We start from the raw sequence: 13939 nt of genomic DNA, 5'->3' as shown, positions 1-13939 counted from the left end.
CTTGAATCAATATATGAGCTAGATTGCTCTATTTGCTCATGGCTTTTTGCAGGTTCTCGTCGATGGCTTCCAAGAAACCAATTGTTGAGAGCCATTCTTGATCTGGGCCAACCAACAAAGCCAAATCTTTGGTCATTTGGCCACCTTCGATGGTGTCCACAACGGTTTTTTCCAAAGTTGCAGCAAAGTTTGCCAAAGCTTCATTGTCATCCAATTTCGCACGGTGGGCGAGGCCACGTGTCCACGCGAAGATAGACGCTGTTGAGTTGGTTGAAGTGGCTTCACCTTTTTGGTGCTGACGGTAGTGACGTGTCACTGTGCCGTGGGCCGCTTCAGCTTCAACGGTTTTGCCATCTGGTGACATCAAAACAGAAGTCATCAAGCCAAGTGAACCAAAGCCTTGTGCCACTGTGTCTGACTGTACGTCGCCATCATAGTTTTTACAGGCCCAAACATAGCCGCCAGACCATTTAAGCGCAGATGCAACCATGTCGTCGATCAAGCGGTGCTCGTACCAGATTTTGGCTTCTTCGAATTTTTCTTTAAATTCGGCTTCATAGACTTCTTGGAAGAGGTCTTTAAAGCGGCCATCATAGGCTTTCAAAATGGTGTTTTTGGTGGACAAGTAGCAAGGCACTTTGCGGTTAAGCGCATAGTTCATGCTGGCACGGGCGAAATCGCGGATTGAATCGTCCAAGTTGTACATGGCCATGGCCACGCCTGAGCTTGGTGCGTCAAACACTTCATGTTCGATTTCTGTGCCGTCTTCACCCACAAATTTCACAGACAATTTGCCTTTGCCTGGGAATTTGAAGTCTGTCGCGCGATATTGGTCACCAAATGCGTGGCGGCCAACGATGATTGGCTGTGTCCAGCCTGGAACCAAGCGTGGCACGTTGCGGCAGATGATTGGCTCGCGGAAGATAACGCCACCCAAAATGTTACGGATGGTGCCGTTTGGCGAGCGGTACATACGCTTCAAGCCGAACTCTTCAACCCGGTCTTCATCAGGCGTAATGGTGGCACATTTAACGCCAACGCCGTGCTTTTTGATGGCGTTTGCAGCGTCTACAGTGATTTGGTCATCGGTCGCGTCCCGCGCCTCAATGCCCAAATCGTAATATTCGAGATCAATGTCGAGATAGGGGTGGATCAATTTGTCTTTAATGAATTGCCAGATGATCCGTGTCATCTCGTCGCCGTCGAGTTCGACGACAGGATTGGTTACCTTAATTTTGCTCATGAGAACTCCGCAAAGCTAAAAGTTGGGAGGCCCGCCTTGCTTAAGACGGGTGTTCAGCGCCCCTATAGCATTTGTGGGGGAAAAGGCAAAGACTGATTGGTGCACAAATGGCATGATCAAATGCGCTTGACTGATGTGTAAATACACGGCATGAAGTGAATATGAATGAAAAAGCGATCTTGGAAATGGAAAGATGTGTGCTGCGCAATACACGTGCAGCCTCGCGCATGATGACGCGCAACTTTTCGCGCCGCTTGGGGCGATTTGAGATCACCACCGAGCAATTCTCACTGATCGCATCTCTGGCTGGAGCGGAGCATGATTCCGTTTCGGCGCTGGCTGACTATCTGGCTATTGAGCGCTCTACCTTGTCGCGCAACCTTTCGCTTTTGGAAAAGAAGGGCGTGGTGCAAAAGCGGGCAGCAGATAAAGGCAATGGCGTTATCTATAGCCTCACCGCAAAAGGGCAGGCCTTGTTCGAAGAAATGGTGCCGCATTGGCAGGCGGCGCAAGATGCGATTTTGGACGTGGTGAGCCGTGAGGAACTGGATGCTGCGCTGAATGTGTTGAAGCGGGTGGCCAAATTGTAGCCATATTTTTTAAGTCTGAATGTGTATATACACATGTAAGTGGCTAATGAGAAATTGTGGGTTGGTCTGCTGAAAGAGTTGGACGCTCGCTGAACGGAACAAATGGCTGACTTCGGTCAGCAACGGGAAAAGTGCGCATAATTGGATGTGCATTTGTGTATATACACAAAGATGGAGAGCTATATGCAAGCGAAGAATGATGATCCGATTGTGGTGACGGGTATGGGGGCGGTGACGCCGCTGGGCGTTGGCGTGCAAACCAATTGGGAGCGTTTATTAGCTGGCAGAAGCGGCATTGTGCGCAATGACCGGTTTGACGTGACAGATTATGCCGCCAAAGTGGCTGGGCTGGTGCCGCGTAAAGAAGATGACCCGCAGGGCTTTGATCCGCTCGATTATGTGGACAGCAAAGATTTGAAAAAGATGGATTTGTTTATCCAATATTCAATGGCCGCGACAGAAGAGGCGTTGCTTCAATCAGGTTGGGCGCCAGACAGTGAAACTGCGAAGGAGCGCACCGCCACGATTATTGCCACGGGCGTGGGTGGTTTTCCAGCGATGACCAATGCGTCTAGCGTGATTGCGGAAAAAGGGCCGAGGCGGCTTTCACCCTTCACGGTACCATCTTTCCTCGGCAACATGGCGGCAGGGCATATTTCCATACGTTATGGATTTAAGGGGACCATCGGTTCGCCGATCACGGCGTGTGCCGCTTCCGCCCAAGCCATAGGTGATGGTGTGCGGCTGTTGCGTGCTGGTGATGCAGATGTTGTGGTTTGCGGTGGTGCAGATGCTTGTGTTGACCCTGTGGCGATTGGTGGTTTTGCCGCCGCGCGGGCCTTGTGCACCAAATATAATGATGAGCCGGAGCAGGCATCCCGACCTTTTGATGAAAATCATGCAGGTTTTGTGCTTTCCGAAGGCGCAGCGACGCTGGTGTTGGAACGGGAAAGCCACGCCAAAGCACGCGGTGCAACCATTATCGGCAAAGTGCATGGTTATGGCACTTGTGCCGATGCCTATCATTTAACGGCGCTGGCCCCAGGTGGCGAAGGTGGCGTGCGTTCAATGAAACTGGCGTTTAAGGATGCAGATTTGGTGCCGGATCAGATCGATTATGTGAACGCGCACAGCACCTCAACGCCAGTGGGCGATGAAGCCGAAATCGCGGCGATCCATAGTGTGTTTGGTGACCGTGGCAAAAGCCTGGCGGTGAATTCCACCAAGGCATCGATTGGCCATTTGCTGGGGGCTGCTGGGGCGATTGAAGCGGTTTATTCTCTGATGGCGCTTGCCACACAAACTGTGCCGCCGGGGCTTAATATTGATCAGCCGATTGATCCCGCCGCGCAATATGAGTTGGCCAATGATGGGCCAGTTTTGCGCAAAATCGACTATGTTTTGTCGAATGGATTTGGGTTTGGCGGGGTCAACGCCACGCTTATCTTTGGTCGTTGATCGACTGCAAAAAATGATCGGCCACCTGATTGAATTTTTCGAAGGCGGTGAGGTGGCCGGTATTTTCCCAAATGGTGAGATCGCTCTGTGGAATTGATTCATGCACTGCATGGGCAAAGGCTAGCGGCACGAATTTATCCTCTGCCGCGGCGTAAATGTGCACGGGGCAGGCAATGCCTGTGAGGTCAAATCCCCACGGTTTGTAGCGTAGATAGGCATCTTGTGCGGGGCCTTTAGAGCCTTGCGCAAAGGCGAGGCGTAAATCTTGCAAAAAGAAATCTGCAAACTGATCCTGCTGCAGCGCGGCCTTATCTATTTCGCTAAGAGAGCTGCCTATCATATTGATCAGGGATTCTTTTTTGCCCTTCAGGCGATGGCCAAGAAAGGCGAAACCCAAATTAAATGCCCACGGCATATGGGCGGAGAGGCGCAGGAAAAAGCGATCCGCGGGGGCGAGTTGTTGTTGCAACGCAGGCTGATCATGAATCGGTGCCCAGCCGACCATGCTGGCACAGAAGGTGAGGCGAGTGGGCATGTGATGGGCAGTGGCCAAAGCTGTTGATGCACCACCGGATAGGCCAACGACGCCAAATTTCTTGAGGCGGAGATGGTCTGCCAATTGTTCAACAAGGTTAGCCTCTTCAGTCAATTGATTGAGTTTTCGAAATTTGCTTTTGCCCAATCCAGGGCGATCAAACGCGATAATCGAAATCTGCTTTTCGCAGGCAATTTTATCAATGCGCATGGCTTCCAGATGACTGCCGGGGCTGCCGTGGCAATAAATAAGCGGTGCTCCATGCGGATCGCCATATTGTTGATAGAAAATGTTGCTCATCAAAGTCACACCATGAGGGTCAGTAGGGTAAAATATAACTGACCAGAAAGTTATTTTAAAGGGTGTGATGGTGGTTTTTGAGATTGTTTAGTGCCAGGTAACAGTTGGGTGCTGGGCACGGTGGGTGTGAGGGCGAGAGAATGGCGCGGCAGGAATGCCGCGCGCTATTTTGGTTATTTGGGTAGGCGGCCGGTGAGTACGGCCATTAGGGTGCCCCATCCAGTGAAGGCTTTTTGGCCTTTATCTGCCAAGGCATAGTGATCGGGTTGATCATCTGTGCAAATTTCGCGGCTGAGGGTCCAGCCCTTTTGATCGTCAAATAGGCCTTGGCCGAAGGTGAAATTTTGCGATTGTTTTGGCTTGTGCCAAACGGATGATCCGCAGGAACTGCAGAAGCCACGGCTGGCGATGTTTGATGATTTCCATTCTTCCACCGGGCCATCGATTTCCACAATCTCGTCGCACACAACACCCATCCAGAGCCCGCCGCACCAACGGCGACACATTTCGCAATGGCAGGCGCCATAAGTGTCTGGCGCTTTCACCTTGAAAGTGACCGCGCCACACGCGCATTTTCCGGATTTAACTTTTTGATCTGTCATGGTCTTTCTCACGCTAAGTATCCGGCCAGATTAGCGATTTGGGCAATATGTGCAATCATTTAACTGTGCGGCAAATTGCGTTCCGCTTGTGGATCGGCGCAATGGGATGATGACAGCGGCGATTGGTCTGTTTAAATTGCGTGCGAAGGTGAGGGCATATGGACCATTCAAACTACGTTATCGACCAAATGATTTCGGCAAAATCCATCGCGGCACGGGTGGAAGAATTGGCCGAGGAAATCTCCGCGAAATATGCGGATACGGACAAGTTGGTTGTTGTGGGATTGTTGCGCGGTTCGTTTGTTTTTATTTCCGATTTAGTGCGTGAGCTGGATTTACCCGTCGAGGTGGATTTTTTGGAAACCTCCTCCTATGGCAACAGCACCGAATCTTCACGGGAAGTGCGGATTTTGAAAGATTTGCGTGGCGAAATTGAAGGCCGCGATGTGTTGGTGGTGGAAGATATTGTCGACACCGGCCACACGCTCAACCATGTGTTGCACATGCTGGAATCGCGCCAGCCAAAACGGCTGGATGTTTGTGCCTTGCTGGATAAGCCCTCGCGCCGTGAAGTGGATATTAGCGCAAGCTGGACCGGTTTTGAAATTCCGGATGAATTTGTGGTGGGCTATGGCATTGATTATGCCCAGCGCAACCGCAATCTGCCTTATATTGGCAAAGTGCGGTTTATTGAATCGTAGGCTTTGCCGTGCGCTTGGGGCGCAAACCATATTCTTTTAAATAGGCGCGTGAAAAAGCGTCCGGCGCGCGATAGCCGTATTTGCGGGCGACTTTGTCTATGCGCTCGCCGCGTTCAATTTCTGTTTTGGCCAGCATCAGGCGCCATCTGCGCAAATAACTGCCGGGTGTTTCGCAGACCAGTTGTGCGAAAAGTTGCTTGAATCGGCTCGGCGATAGTCCAGCTTCCTGCGCAAGCGCGTCATTGTTCCAGAGCTTTTCAGGTTTTTCGTGTATCGCCACCAGGGCACGGCTGATACGATCGTCGGCCAGACCAGCTAAAAAGCTGGGTTTGGCCTGGCCATTTTCCAACTGATGCCTCAACAAACGCACCAGCAGAATTTCGCCATATCGGGCAATCACCGCTTTTGCCCCACATCTATCGCTTTTTACTTCGTTGGTGATGAGATGCACCAGATGGGCCATGTCTTGATTATTGTCGACTTCCAGCGACATGCCTTGCGGCAACGCGGCGGCAAGGGCGGGAGCGAGTTGGTTAAACTCAATATAGAGCGCAAACAATGGATTGCCGTTTTTAATAAGATGGTCGGTACCTTGTGGGTGGAGGTAAAGCATCACCCGACCTGATTGTTTATCTTCCAATGCAAAAAGATTGGCTTGCGCTGGCGCAGATAGGCTGGCGGAAATGCGGAATGTCTCAATGAGTGTTGTTAGGCGATCAATTTTTGACATACTGGCTTTTTGGTTGGAAAAATCAGACCAAAGCAACTTTACGTCCTGATATTGATGTGTTCAAGTCAATTTTAGGAGCACAAAATGCTATTTCCTCGACAAAAAACGCATGATTTGACTGTTGCCACATTGGATTATGATGCCTTTCAGCTTTCGGCCGAACAATCAGAGCGCGGCACGTTGATTTGCTTTTACCGCGGGTTTCATTGCCCGATTTGTGCGACCTATTTGAAGGAGCTTGAGCGGCTGGTACCAGAGTTTGACAAGCGCGGCATTTCTGTTGTGGCGATCAGTTCGGATGAAGAGGATCGTGCGCGGCAAATGGCGGATAAAATTGATGCCAAGAACTTGCGCATTGGCTATGGCCTTTCACTTGCGGAGGCGAAAAAGTGGGGATTGTTCATCTCTCAATCGCGCGGGATGACGTCAATTGGCGTGGAAGAACCAGAGCTATTTTCAGAGCCTGGATTGTTTTTGATTTCGCCGGATATGAGCCTTTATTTCAGCTCGATCCAAACCATGCCCTTTGTGCGCCCGAACTTCAAAGAGTTGCTGGGGGCAATCGATTTCGTCGTCGAAAAGAACTATCCGGCCCGTGGCGAATATCAAGGCGAAGTTTAGGCTGCTATTTCGCAGGCAAAGCTCCAACAAAGCGTGTGGCGAGGGCGATCCATTCGGCCAGATTTTGATCTGAGGCAATGGCTTCGCCGGACACGTTGACGAAGCCTTTCATGGGTTTGCCTGTAAAATCCATCAAACCTGCGCCGGGGCGGGCGAGGGCTTCGTCATAAAGATCTGGCCCCACGCGCACCATCAAAGTGCCATCCTTATGCGGGCCGACCAGCATGTTGCCATTGAGCATGAAGGCGATGCCGCCAAACATTTTTTTCTCGGTCACGTTTGGATCATCGCCAATAATGTCGCGGATGCGGTTGGCGAGGGCTTCGCGTTCTTCGCTCATGTCATGTGATCCGCGGTTTTTAGCTCTGGGTCCATATAGTCCCAAGCGGGGCGTTCGGCTGTGTAAAGCGCGATTTGCGGTTTGAACCAATCTGAATTGTCGAACGCGCCCACGGCAACCCCCAGATTGTCTGGCAGTTTTGAGTTTTCTGAAAAGAGGCGGGAGCCACATTCTGGGCAGAAATGGCGGGTGCGGGTGGTGCCAGCATCTGACAGGGATTGGTGGGTTTTGGTTTCACCGTGAATTTCAACTTGTGCTTTTTTGTAAAAAGCTTGTGACAGGTGGCCGGTGCCAGAAATGCGGCGGCAGGCATTGCAGTGGCAAGATGCCATGCGCAGCGGCTCGCCGGTGACTTTGAAGGTGACTTGGCCGCAATGGCACTGTCCGGTCTGTTCCATGTTCATTCCCCCCTGAATGAATTTAGCTGTCTCGATAGGTGGTATATTGCGCCAGCCCATCGCTTGTGTGGTCCCACTCATATTTGGAGCGCGCGAAAATCATGGATTTAGGCGCGAACTGATTGGCCTGCTCTCCCAGCAGCCCTAACGGGATGAGCTGGTGGCCAGCAAGGCGCGATGAAATGCCGAACAATGGTGTGCCGCAATTGGGGCAGCGATGGCGGGCGATGGTGGCGCCGCTCTCTGCTTCCTTTGCGTAAAACACGCTGTCACCAATAAAGGTGATTTGCGCATCGGCCCACATGCCCAAGGTTGAATGGTCGCTGCCTGTAGATTTTTGGCAATCACGGCAGGCGCACAACATCACCGTTTTCGGCGGGCCTGATAAAACCAATTTTGCTTGACCGCACGCACATTCCGCGCGAATGTCTTTTGCTTCCATTTAAATAGTTTGGCCCAGTTTCAGGGTTGAATCAATTCACGAAATTGCGAAACAACTCAATCTGATATGAAAATTTTTGATTTACCCTTGGAAACAGATCGCTTGATTTTGCGCCGGGTGCGCCATGATGATTTTGATGATTTGTTTCCCATTCATTCCGATCCTGAAGTTTGCCGCTATTTGCCCTATGAGCCGCGCGATGAAGCTGCGATGAAAGAGGCGATTGAAAAACGTGTTGCCTTGGTGGAAATGACACCGGGTGGTGAGCCTTTGTTTTTGGCGGTTGAGTTGAAAGAAACCGGCGAGGTGATCGGCGAGGTTTTGCTGTTCTATCATCATGAGGAATGGCGGCAGGGCGAGCTTGGCTATGTGTTTTCGCCAAAGTTCCACGGCAAGGGATATGCTTATGAAGCGACCCGCGCCTTTATGGATGCGGCGTTTGATCAGTTCAATCTGCATCGGATTAGCGCCCGCTGTTCTGCCGCCAACATTGCCTCTTGGCGGTTGATGGAAAAGCTGAAAATGCGCCGGGAAGGCGATTTCCGTGAGCATGAGATTTTCAAGGGCGAATGGGACCACATGTATATCTATGCCATTTTAGAGGATGAATGGCGCGCGCATAGGTCTTGATTTTTCGTTCTGGTCTGCCCTATGTGTCTGCGACTTATTTAAAGGAATGGACCATGGCAGGTACGGATAGTTCGAAACAAATCGAGCTGAAGCCCACCCCGGCAGTGATTTTGTGTGAACCGCAATTGGGCGAGAATATTGGCACGGCGGCCCGCGCTATGGCCAATTTCGGCTTGTGGGATTTGCGCATTGTGAACCCGCGCGATGGCTGGCCAAGCGAACGGGCTCGTGGCGCCGCTTCAAAGGCAGACCATGTGATTGACCGGGTGCAAGTGTTTGACCGGGTGGAAGATGCCATTTCTGACCTCAGCCTTGTTTATGCCACCACGGCGCGCTCTCGAGACATGTTTAAGCCAGTTATTGGCCCGGATGAGGCGGCGAACCATATGGTGCCGCATATCGCATCTGGCCAGAAAGCTGGCATTTTGTTTGGCCGCGAACGTTGGGGTCTTAACAATGAAGAAGTTGCTCTGTGTGACTCGATTGTGACTCTGCCCGTTGAACCCGCTTTTGCCTCGCTCAACATTGCCCAAGCTGTGCTGGTGTTGGCCTATGAGTGGCGGCGCGCATTGAACGGGGCAGAGGATTTGCCATTCACTGGCGATGTGGGCGAAGCTGCACCGCGCGAACAGTTGGTTGGGCTTTACGAACATTTGGAAGAGGCGTTGGATCGGTCCAACTATTTTAAGGTGGCCGACAAGCGGCCCTCAATGGTGAACAATATTCGTTCCATGTTGGGCCGGGCGAAATTTAATGTGCAGGAAGTGCGCACATTCCGGGGAATTATCGCGGCGCTGGATCGGCGACATGAACGTCCCAATTTACATCGCGAACAGCAAAAACAACAAAAAAAGGACGCCGAATAGGCGTCCTTTTCTTTTAGATGTCGGTGGCTCGATTAGGCTTCAATCAAGCGGCGACGATATTCACTTGCAGCGTAAACAAAGCCTGCTGTGATCACCAAACCAAGGAACAGGTGTGGCCAGTTCAATTGGTTCAGCATGGCGAACACGAAGCTTGCACCATTGAAGCTTTCTTGGGTCGCGATGTCTTCCAACAATGCTTCGTTGGCGAACATATTTTCAATGCGATAGGCAATGAAATTGCCGATGTGGCTTTGGAAGTTTTCTTCGCCGATGCGGAAGATGCGTTCAGCCAAGATCAACAAGCCAGGCACCACGAAAGCTAATGGAATGCTCCAACGCTTGAACACTGTTGAGAGCATGGCCACCCAAGCAAAGAATGGGGCATACCACAAAAGGGATAGGAAGATGAAAATCGCTGCTGAAATGCTCATCTGGAAATAGCTGTTCAAAAAGCTGAGCGGATCAGCTGTGTTGACGCCCGGCACAAAGCCCGCAATCCAGATTGAGAACAGATATGCCATGACACCAGCAATCAAAATCCATGCGCCAATGGCCATAGGGAAGATGGTGCCGCCAGCCAGAACCTTCGAACCGAGAATCTTCAGGTCTGATTGTGGCATGCTTTTCCAAAATAGCAGGCCATTATTCTTCCGGTCAGCGCTGAATGAATCTGCGTAATAGAAGAACAGAGCGATCATCAAATAGATGGTCCAAAGCACGATAGACACAGCATAAAATGCGGTGAACAGGGTGGCCTTAGAATCCATGATTGTGAATTCGGCTTGAATATCGCTACGGCCCAAAACAATGGCAGACGCGAAAACAAAGATGACCAATAGCGTAATAACCGCTGGTGCGATGAGAAATGCCCCGCGATGTTCTAAAAATTCCCGTTTAACGAGCGCAATATAGGGTCTCATATGATTTCTCCATGACGGGTATCTTCACGCTGCATCAGCGCAACAAATAAATCTGAAATGGTTGGGGTGCTGACCTTGCCATATGGCGCCAACTGATCGGCGGCAACGCCGTCAAACACCATGATGGTTTGGCCGAATTTCTGCTCGACATAAATCGGCTTCAGCGCGTTGAGCGCCTCTACGTCTTTCTCGTCGGTCACCAATTGGCGGTAACGCTCGCTCATGTCTTCCATCGGACAATCAAGAACAATCTGACCATCTTTGATGAACATGATGTCGGAGAGCATAAATTCGATTTCGTCCACCTGGTGGGTGGTGATCAACAATGTGCGCTCTTCATGCATGTAATCTTCCAACAAGCGTTTATAGAAACGCTTGCGGTAGGTGATGTCCAAGCCAAGTGTTGGCTCGTCCAAAACTAAAAGCGAAGCATCGATCGCCATGACGACAGCAAGGTGCAGCTGAGCGACCATACCTTTTGATAAAGCCTTGATCTTTGCATTAGCGCGGATGTCTGTGCCCTCAAGAAATCCATTTGCCTTCTCCCTGGAAAAGTTGGGGTGAATATCTTCAATCAAATCAAACAGTTCGCGCACTTTTAAAAAACGTGGCAAGCTGGCCACATCTGAGATAAACGCAATGTCGTTCATCAATTCTGCGCGGTGTTGATATGGGTTTTTGCCCAAAACGCTGATATCGCCTTCACAATCGGTCAGGCCCAAAATCGCGTTAAGTGTTGTTGTTTTGCCGGCACCATTGTGCCCCACTAGGCCCACAATCCGGCCCTTTGGAATGGTGAAGTTCAGTCCGTGCAATATTTCTTTTTTGTTGAAGCTCTTGCGCAAATTGCGGGCTTCAATGAGGGGCTTAGCAATCTCGTTCATAACTTGCCTCTATTGATCAGCGTGGCGCATCAGTTCCTCGAAATCGAGGTCCAATGCTTTGATTTGTTTCACAATGCGCGGCCATTCATTTTTCAAAAATGCCTCGCGTTCATGCGCCAAAAGCTCCTTGCGCGCGCCTTCAGCAACAAACATGCCCAAGCCTCTTCTTTTTTCGATAACGCCCAAATCAACAAGAGATTGGTAGGCTTTGGTGACCGTGAGCGGGTTGACCGACAAGTCTGTCGCAATCTGCCGCACAGAGGGTAGTGCTTCGCCTTCTTTAACCGACGCCGTTAAAATCATGTCGGTTAGTCGTTCTCTGATTTGAACAAATATCGGCTGTGTTTCATTCCAATTGTTCATCGTGTCTCACTCATCTAGTGTATTAGATTTGTAACACACTAAATGGGTAATGCAAGCGCTTTTTGAAGGGGGCAGGCGAAAAAAGATTGAAATTATCGCCAAAAGCCCAGAATTCGGCGGGTTTTGCGGTTGACTTTTTTCAAGCTCTGATCTACTTCAGCGCGATCAATTGGTTGTTTCAATCAATTGTGCACCCGGGATCTTCGGTTTTCATGCGCGGTTTATCCGCAGCAAGCGTGTTTTTCGCAAGGTCTGTCGGTTTTGACTCTATTTATAGAGGCGGAGCAGAGGAGGGCGCAGTCATTCAAAACGATTATAGAAGGACGAGCGATGTCTAAACGCCATTCTGAGAAATATAAAATTGACCGCCGCTTGGGCGAAAATATCTGGGGCCGTCCAAAAAGCCCTGTAAACCGTCGTGAATATGGCCCAGGCCAGCACGGTCAGCGTCGTCGCGGCAAGCTTTCTGACTTTGGTTTGCAGTTGCGCGCCAAACAGAAGCTTAAAGGCTACTACGGTAACCTGACTGAGAAATCATTTAAGCGCGTATATAACGAAGCGACACGTTTGAAAGGTGACACCGGTGAATTGTTGATCGGTTTGCTTGAGCAACGTTTGGACGCTGTTGTTTACCGCGCCAAGTTCGTGCCAACCGTTTTTGCGGCACGTCAGTTCGTAAACCACGGCCATGTGTTGGTGAACGGCCAGCGCGTGAACATTCCATCATACCGCTTGAAAGTTGGCGATGTGGTTGAAATCCGCGAAAAATCAAAGCAGTTGGCTATTGTTTTGGAAGCAACACAATTGGCTGAGCGCGATGTGCCAGACTATGTGGACGCTGACCACTCAAAGATGACTGCATCTTTGACACGTGTACCAACATTGTCAGACGTGCCATATCCGGTTCAAATGGAACCAAACTTGGTTGTTGAATTTTACTCTCGTTAAGTCGAGACGAAAATCAAAGAAAAGGCCGCCCATTTGGGCGGCCTTTTTTGTTTGGGTTTTACGCTCCATCAAACTGGAGATTCCGGCAGCGGTGAACCTTTAGGAATTTCCGCTTCAAATTTGCGTAGACGTTTGTAAACAGACATCAGTTTGATGATTGCTGGCCATGAGTCCACGAGATATTGAAGTGAGCTTTCCACGCGCCCAAAGGCGTTTGCTACTTGTTGATATATGCCAAGCGTGATGGCACCCGCTAAAATGGACGGGCCTAGTGCAATCAATGTAATGAAGTTTGACGCTTGATTATATGTTGAGCGCACCAGATTGAAGTAGAGATAGTGGAAAAACAGCCTGAAATAGTTCTTCTGCACATCTAAGTACAATTCTTTGACCGTTTGTGGTTGAGCGCGGTCTTCATGGTCTTCTGCGTAAACTAACTCCTTACGATACGCAGCTTCCACTTTCTGGTTGTTAAACTCCAAACCCGGTAGCTTAATGCCAACCGCGGCGAGCACCACCGTGCCGAATGAAGCTGACAATAGCGCGACCCAAACCAAAGAGCCCGGTATTTCACCAACTAAAGGAAGTGCAGTAATTTGCTCTGAAAGCCCCCAAAGAATTGGCAAAAAGACCGCCAGTGTCATCAATGCATAAACGAAGTTAACTCCTAGCGATTCTACCCCATCGGCAAATCGCATGGCGTCTTCTTGGATACGCTGCGAAGCGCCTTCTACGTGGCGTAGATGTGGCCAGAAACTCATGTAATAGAAGTTCATTGCTGTGCGCCAACGGAAGACGTAGTGGCTGGTGAAGAAGTTGATTGAAACAATTAGCAAAACGTTTGGTGCGGCTACGTAGGCAACGAAGATTAGATTTCCCCAATAGTCTTCTGGTGCGATGCTGCCAGGATTGGTGAGAGCTGTTTGCAATAAATTGAAGAAGTCGCCATACCAATCATTCAACCATGCTTGCACTTGCACATTGGCAAATAGCATTAGAACTATGGTTGCTGAACCCAAAACCGACCACCAGTAATATCTATGTCGATCAATGAAGTACCAAGGCACACAGAATAGATATGTACCCATAATGACATATTGATAAAGCCAAACCTTCTGATTGGTCAGAAATGGTGTGGGATCATCGCCCTGATTTGGGGTGAGGATGGGGTCTAAGCTGATGACGCTTTGGAGTGCGGGGCCGATGGTGAACCAAATCAAAAAGCACAGTGCAGCCCACACTGCGGCGCTGCCGAAGAACAATTTTGGTGCGGGAAAGAAAGATCGAAACATAAAACACCTCCCAATGTTTGCATATAATTAGATTCAAACATGTGAAGTGCTGCAATTGATTTTGTGCGATATCACG

General features: G+C 50.1%; 18 protein-coding genes. 7 read left to right on the top strand and 11 right to left on the bottom strand.

Features of this window, described 5'->3' with window-relative positions:
- Positions 1–28 precede the first annotated feature (28 nt).
- Positions 29–1243, bottom strand: coding sequence for an NADP-dependent isocitrate dehydrogenase (locus ATL17_RS03240; RefSeq protein WP_133571332.1), 1215 nt, complete (start codon positions 1241–1243; stop codon positions 29–31).
- Between the two features lie 161 nt (positions 1244–1404).
- Between ATL17_RS03240 and ATL17_RS03235 the strand changes: the two genes are divergently transcribed.
- Together ATL17_RS03235 and fabF are read left to right on the top strand one after the other, a co-directional pair.
- Positions 1405–1833, top strand: a complete 429-nt coding sequence (locus ATL17_RS03235) for a MarR family winged helix-turn-helix transcriptional regulator (RefSeq protein WP_133571331.1) — start codon at positions 1405–1407, stop codon at positions 1831–1833.
- Between the two features lie 183 nt (positions 1834–2016).
- On the top strand, positions 2017–3291 hold the full coding sequence (gene fabF / locus ATL17_RS03230; RefSeq protein ID WP_133571330.1) for a beta-ketoacyl-ACP synthase II: 1275 nt from the start codon (positions 2017–2019) through the stop codon (positions 3289–3291).
- Here fabF and ATL17_RS03225 read toward each other — a convergent pair.
- Both ATL17_RS03225 and ATL17_RS03220 read right to left on the bottom strand, forming a co-directional pair.
- Complete coding sequence (locus ATL17_RS03225) at positions 3275–4126, bottom strand: alpha/beta fold hydrolase (protein ID WP_133571329.1); 852 nt, start codon at positions 4124–4126, stop codon at positions 3275–3277. The two genes, fabF and ATL17_RS03225, sit on opposite strands and share 17 nt — an antisense overlap.
- A 173-nt stretch (positions 4127–4299) precedes the next feature.
- Positions 4300–4728: a GFA family protein gene (locus ATL17_RS03220; protein WP_133571328.1), complete on the bottom strand. Its 429-nt coding sequence runs from the start codon at positions 4726–4728 to the stop codon at positions 4300–4302.
- 158 nt (positions 4729–4886) lie between these two features.
- Between ATL17_RS03220 and hpt the strand changes: the two genes are divergently transcribed.
- The gene (hpt, locus tag ATL17_RS03215) at positions 4887–5429 is read left to right on the top strand and encodes a hypoxanthine phosphoribosyltransferase (RefSeq protein ID WP_133571327.1); all 543 of its coding nucleotides are present in this window, start codon (positions 4887–4889) and stop codon (positions 5427–5429) included.
- Here the strand turns inward: hpt and ATL17_RS03210 are convergent.
- Entirely contained in the window at positions 5416–6069 is a 654-nt protein-coding gene (locus ATL17_RS03210; protein WP_166638875.1) for an AraC family transcriptional regulator, read from the bottom strand. The genes hpt and ATL17_RS03210 overlap by 14 nt on opposite strands.
- Before the next feature lie 174 nt (positions 6070–6243).
- Here ATL17_RS03210 and ATL17_RS03205 point away from each other — a divergent pair, with 174 nt between their 5' ends.
- Positions 6244–6780: a peroxiredoxin-like family protein gene (locus tag ATL17_RS03205; RefSeq protein WP_133571325.1), complete on the top strand. Its 537-nt coding sequence runs from the start codon at positions 6244–6246 to the stop codon at positions 6778–6780.
- A 4-nt stretch (positions 6781–6784) separates the two neighbouring features.
- Here the strand turns inward: ATL17_RS03205 and ATL17_RS03200 are convergent, their stop codons facing one another.
- From ATL17_RS03200 to ATL17_RS03190, 3 genes are read right to left on the bottom strand one after another with little or no spacing between them, the layout of a single operon-like run.
- On the bottom strand, positions 6785–7120 hold the full coding sequence (locus ATL17_RS03200) for a TfoX/Sxy family protein (protein WP_133571324.1): 336 nt from the start codon (positions 7118–7120) through the stop codon (positions 6785–6787).
- The gene (locus ATL17_RS03195) at positions 7117–7518 is read right to left on the bottom strand and encodes a GFA family protein (RefSeq protein WP_133571323.1); all 402 of its coding nucleotides are present in this window, start codon (positions 7516–7518) and stop codon (positions 7117–7119) included. The genes ATL17_RS03200 and ATL17_RS03195 overlap by 4 nt, the downstream gene beginning before the upstream one ends.
- A 22-nt stretch (positions 7519–7540) precedes the next feature.
- Positions 7541–7960: a GFA family protein gene (locus ATL17_RS03190; RefSeq protein ID WP_133571322.1), complete on the bottom strand. Its 420-nt coding sequence runs from the start codon at positions 7958–7960 to the stop codon at positions 7541–7543.
- Positions 7961–8026: 66 nt separating this feature from the next.
- On the opposite strand from ATL17_RS03190, the gene ATL17_RS03185 reads away from it, so the two are divergent.
- Both ATL17_RS03185 and ATL17_RS03180 read left to right on the top strand, forming a co-directional pair.
- Positions 8027–8590 carry a GNAT family N-acetyltransferase gene (locus ATL17_RS03185; protein WP_133571321.1) on the top strand — a complete coding sequence of 188 codons (564 nt, stop codon included), beginning with the start codon at positions 8027–8029 and terminating at the stop codon, positions 8588–8590.
- Positions 8591–8643: 53 nt separating this feature from the next.
- A complete protein-coding gene (locus ATL17_RS03180) occupies positions 8644–9456 on the top strand; it encodes an RNA methyltransferase (protein WP_133571320.1) in 813 nt (270 codons plus the stop codon).
- Positions 9457–9488: 32 nt separating this feature from the next.
- Here the strand turns inward: ATL17_RS03180 and ATL17_RS03175 are convergent, their stop codons facing one another.
- Genes ATL17_RS03175 through ATL17_RS03165 form a run of 3 tightly spaced genes read right to left on the bottom strand, consistent with a single transcriptional unit; the run spans position 9489 to position 11623 of the window.
- On the bottom strand, positions 9489–10376 hold the full coding sequence (locus tag ATL17_RS03175) for a hypothetical protein (RefSeq protein WP_133571319.1): 888 nt from the start codon (positions 10374–10376) through the stop codon (positions 9489–9491).
- Positions 10373–11260: an ABC transporter ATP-binding protein gene (locus ATL17_RS03170; protein ID WP_133571318.1), complete on the bottom strand. Its 888-nt coding sequence runs from the start codon at positions 11258–11260 to the stop codon at positions 10373–10375. The genes ATL17_RS03175 and ATL17_RS03170 overlap by 4 nt, the downstream gene beginning before the upstream one ends.
- A gap of 9 nt (positions 11261–11269) precedes the next feature.
- Positions 11270–11623, bottom strand: coding sequence for a GntR family transcriptional regulator (locus ATL17_RS03165; protein ID WP_133571317.1), 354 nt, complete (start codon positions 11621–11623; stop codon positions 11270–11272).
- A 330-nt stretch (positions 11624–11953) separates the two neighbouring features.
- Here ATL17_RS03165 and rpsD point away from each other — a divergent pair, with 330 nt between their 5' ends.
- On the top strand, positions 11954–12571 hold the full coding sequence (rpsD, locus tag ATL17_RS03160) for a 30S ribosomal protein S4 (RefSeq protein ID WP_133571316.1): 618 nt from the start codon (positions 11954–11956) through the stop codon (positions 12569–12571).
- 68 nt (positions 12572–12639) lie between these two features.
- Here the strand turns inward: rpsD and sbmA are convergent, their stop codons facing one another.
- Positions 12640–13863 (bottom strand): peptide antibiotic transporter SbmA, encoded by a 1224-nt coding sequence (gene sbmA, locus ATL17_RS03155; RefSeq protein WP_133571315.1) that lies wholly within the window; start codon positions 13861–13863, stop codon positions 12640–12642.
- Between the last annotated feature and the right edge of the window lie 76 nt (positions 13864–13939).

Origin of the sequence: Maritalea mobilis (assembly GCF_004363175.1) — a bacterium.
In the GTDB taxonomy this organism is placed as follows: Bacteria; Pseudomonadota; Alphaproteobacteria; order Rhizobiales; family Devosiaceae; genus Maritalea; species Maritalea mobilis.
This window is presented reverse-complemented; position numbering and strand designations above follow the sequence as displayed.

What these genes read in the sequence shown, in the direction of transcription:
- ATL17_RS03240 (WP_133571332.1), bottom strand. Translation starts at nt 1,243, where the DNA reads ATGAGCAAAATTAAGGTAACCAATCCTGTCGTCGAACTCGACGGCGAC.
- ATL17_RS03235 (WP_133571331.1), top strand. Translation starts at nt 1,405, where the DNA reads ATGAATGAAAAAGCGATCTTGGAAATGGAAAGATGTGTGCTGCGCAAT.
- fabF (WP_133571330.1), top strand. Translation starts at nt 2,017, where the DNA reads ATGCAAGCGAAGAATGATGATCCGATTGTGGTGACGGGTATGGGGGCG.
- ATL17_RS03225 (WP_133571329.1), bottom strand. Translation starts at nt 4,126, where the DNA reads ATGAGCAACATTTTCTATCAACAATATGGCGATCCGCATGGAGCACCG.
- ATL17_RS03220 (WP_133571328.1), bottom strand. Translation starts at nt 4,728, where the DNA reads ATGACAGATCAAAAAGTTAAATCCGGAAAATGCGCGTGTGGCGCGGTC.
- hpt (WP_133571327.1), top strand. Translation starts at nt 4,887, where the DNA reads ATGGACCATTCAAACTACGTTATCGACCAAATGATTTCGGCAAAATCC.
- ATL17_RS03205 (WP_133571325.1), top strand. Translation starts at nt 6,244, where the DNA reads ATGCTATTTCCTCGACAAAAAACGCATGATTTGACTGTTGCCACATTG.
- ATL17_RS03200 (WP_133571324.1), bottom strand. Translation starts at nt 7,120, where the DNA reads ATGAGCGAAGAACGCGAAGCCCTCGCCAACCGCATCCGCGACATTATT.
- ATL17_RS03195 (WP_133571323.1), bottom strand. Translation starts at nt 7,518, where the DNA reads ATGGAACAGACCGGACAGTGCCATTGCGGCCAAGTCACCTTCAAAGTC.
- ATL17_RS03190 (WP_133571322.1), bottom strand. Translation starts at nt 7,960, where the DNA reads ATGGAAGCAAAAGACATTCGCGCGGAATGTGCGTGCGGTCAAGCAAAA.
- ATL17_RS03185 (WP_133571321.1), top strand. Translation starts at nt 8,027, where the DNA reads ATGAAAATTTTTGATTTACCCTTGGAAACAGATCGCTTGATTTTGCGC.
- ATL17_RS03180 (WP_133571320.1), top strand. Translation starts at nt 8,644, where the DNA reads ATGGCAGGTACGGATAGTTCGAAACAAATCGAGCTGAAGCCCACCCCG.
- ATL17_RS03175 (WP_133571319.1), bottom strand. Translation starts at nt 10,376, where the DNA reads ATGAGACCCTATATTGCGCTCGTTAAACGGGAATTTTTAGAACATCGC.
- ATL17_RS03170 (WP_133571318.1), bottom strand. Translation starts at nt 11,260, where the DNA reads ATGAACGAGATTGCTAAGCCCCTCATTGAAGCCCGCAATTTGCGCAAG.
- ATL17_RS03165 (WP_133571317.1), bottom strand. Translation starts at nt 11,623, where the DNA reads ATGAACAATTGGAATGAAACACAGCCGATATTTGTTCAAATCAGAGAA.
- rpsD (WP_133571316.1), top strand. Translation starts at nt 11,954, where the DNA reads ATGTCTAAACGCCATTCTGAGAAATATAAAATTGACCGCCGCTTGGGC.
- sbmA (WP_133571315.1), bottom strand. Translation starts at nt 13,863, where the DNA reads ATGTTTCGATCTTTCTTTCCCGCACCAAAATTGTTCTTCGGCAGCGCC.